Origin of the sequence: Dietzia sp. E1 (assembly GCF_014145015.1) — a bacterium.
In the GTDB taxonomy this organism is placed as follows: domain Bacteria; phylum Actinomycetota; class Actinomycetes; order Mycobacteriales; family Mycobacteriaceae; genus Dietzia; species Dietzia cinnamea_A.
The window spans coordinates 1-1,799 of sequence record NZ_JAALDU010000278.1 but is presented as its reverse complement, the minus strand read 5'-3'; the positions used below and the strand labels follow the sequence as shown (position 1 = coordinate 1,799).

The following is a 1,799-nucleotide window of genomic DNA, read 5'->3' as shown; positions in this document are numbered from 1 at the left end:
GGCGGGTGCGGGGCCCGGGCGCCTCGGGAGCCGGGAGCCGGGAGCCGGGAGCCGGGGCCCGCGGTCAGGGCACGACGACCGGCGGCACCGTCCGGATCGTGCCCGAGACGTCGGCCACCCACCGCAGCGGGCCGTTGCTCGGGTCCCAGCCGGTGAGCAGGTCCGCGACCTTCGCCGTCATCTCGCGCCCGAGACGCAGGAACGACGTCTCGGACCGGTCGTCGACCTCGCCGAGGATGAGCCACCACGCCCAGGCCACCGCGCCGGCGTTGACCACGAAGTCCGGCAGCACCGCGATCCCGCGGGCCGTGAGGTCGAGTTCCGCGTCGGCTGTCGTGGCGGCGTTCGCGGCCTCCACGACGATCGGCGCCGTGACCTGCGCGCAGTTCGCGGCGGTGATCGCGTACGACACGGCCGCGGGCACCAGGACGTCGACGTCCATGCCGAGGATGCTGTCGCGGTTCAGACGCTGCACCCGGGCGGGAACGGCGGCGCGGTCGATCTCGCCGAAGCGGTCGCGGGTCGCCAGCAGCGCCGGGACGTCGAGGCCGGCGGGGTCGTAGAGTGTGCCGGCGGCGTCGGCGAGCGCGACCACCCGCATCCCGGCCTCGTGCAGATACCAGGCGGCGCCACCGCCCATGGTGCCGACGCCCTGGATCGCGACCGACGTGCGCTCGATGTCCCAGCCGCGCACGTGCGCCGCAGCGAGACACGCCTGCGCGACGCCGTAGCCACCGATCACGTCGCCCAGGAGCCCACCCGAAACCTCGGCGTTGAGCCCGCGGAAGATCCGATCGGCCGTGGCCGCGGGGTCGGCGGACCGCTCGATCGCCGCGTGGTACGACTGCCGCATGCCGAGGCGGCCGAAGACCTCGTCGATGAGGTGCTGCGGCACGCCCAGGTCCTCGGCGGTCACCCAGTGCCGGTCGAGGAACGGGCGCATCGCCTCGCAGAACCGACCGAGCACCTCGACGGCCCGCGGGTCCTTCGGGTCGAAGTCGATGCCGCCCTTGGCCCCGCCGACTGGCAGGTCGAAGGCAGCGGTCTTGCGGGTCATGCCGCGCGCCAGGTCCTCGACCTCGCGGAGGGTGCATCCGGCGCGCATGCGGGTGCCGCCGGTGGCCAGGCCGCCGACGAGTGTGTCCACGACGAGGTAGCCGCGGGCGCCGGTCTGGTCGTCCTCCCAGTGCAGGCGCAGGTAGGGCTCGCGGCGCGAGCTCGCGGACCCGGCCGGAGCGGTGGCCGGAGCCGTGGCGGGAGCTGTGACCGGAGCCGTGGCCGGTGCGGAAACGGTCTGTGCGGCGGGCACGGTCTGGGGACCGACTCCCGTGTGGCCGGTCGTGCCCGGGATCTCGATGGATGTCATGGTGCTCGCCTCCTCGGCGACCTCGTCCGTCGGCGGTTCCGGCGGGGGTGTCCCCAGCATGGGTTCGCGCACCCGGGCGGGTCCAGCGAGACTTCGTGGACCCGACCGTTCACTTTTCCTGCACGGTCGGCGCGCGCACTCCTACGCTCGGGGCATGGAGCCGTCCCTGCACCGCCTGCGGTTGCTCCACGAACTGGAGCGACGGGGCACCGTCACGTCGGTCGCCGCGGGCCTGGGGTACACCGTCTCCGCCGTGTCGCAGCAGCTCTCGCTGCTCGAGCGCGAGGCGGGGACGCCACTGTTCGAGAAGCGGGGTCGTGGTCTCGCGCTGACGGAGGCGGGACTCGTGTTGGCGGAGCACGCGCGCACGATCCTGTCCGCGGTGGAGGACGCGGGCCACGCGATGGAGGCGGCGAGGGCGGGCGTCGGGACG

General features: G+C 74.3%; 2 protein-coding genes. One reads left to right on the top strand and one right to left on the bottom strand.

Annotated features, from left to right (window positions below):
- Positions 1-64: 64 nt before the first annotated feature.
- Positions 65-1,366: a Glu/Leu/Phe/Val dehydrogenase gene (locus G6030_RS10025; protein ID WP_187701704.1), complete on the bottom strand. Its 1,302-nt coding sequence runs from the start codon at positions 1,364-1,366 to the stop codon at positions 65-67.
- 154 nt (positions 1,367-1,520) lie between these two features.
- Between G6030_RS10025 and G6030_RS10020 the strand changes: the two genes are divergently transcribed.
- A partial coding sequence (locus G6030_RS10020) for a LysR family transcriptional regulator (RefSeq protein ID WP_182643016.1) occupies positions 1,521-1,799 on the top strand: 279 nt, incomplete at its 3' end.

Excerpts from the sequence above, each read along its gene's own strand:
- G6030_RS10025 (WP_187701704.1), bottom strand. The coding sequence starts at position 1,366 with ATGACATCCATCGAGATCCCGGGCACGACCGGCCACACGGGAGTCGGT.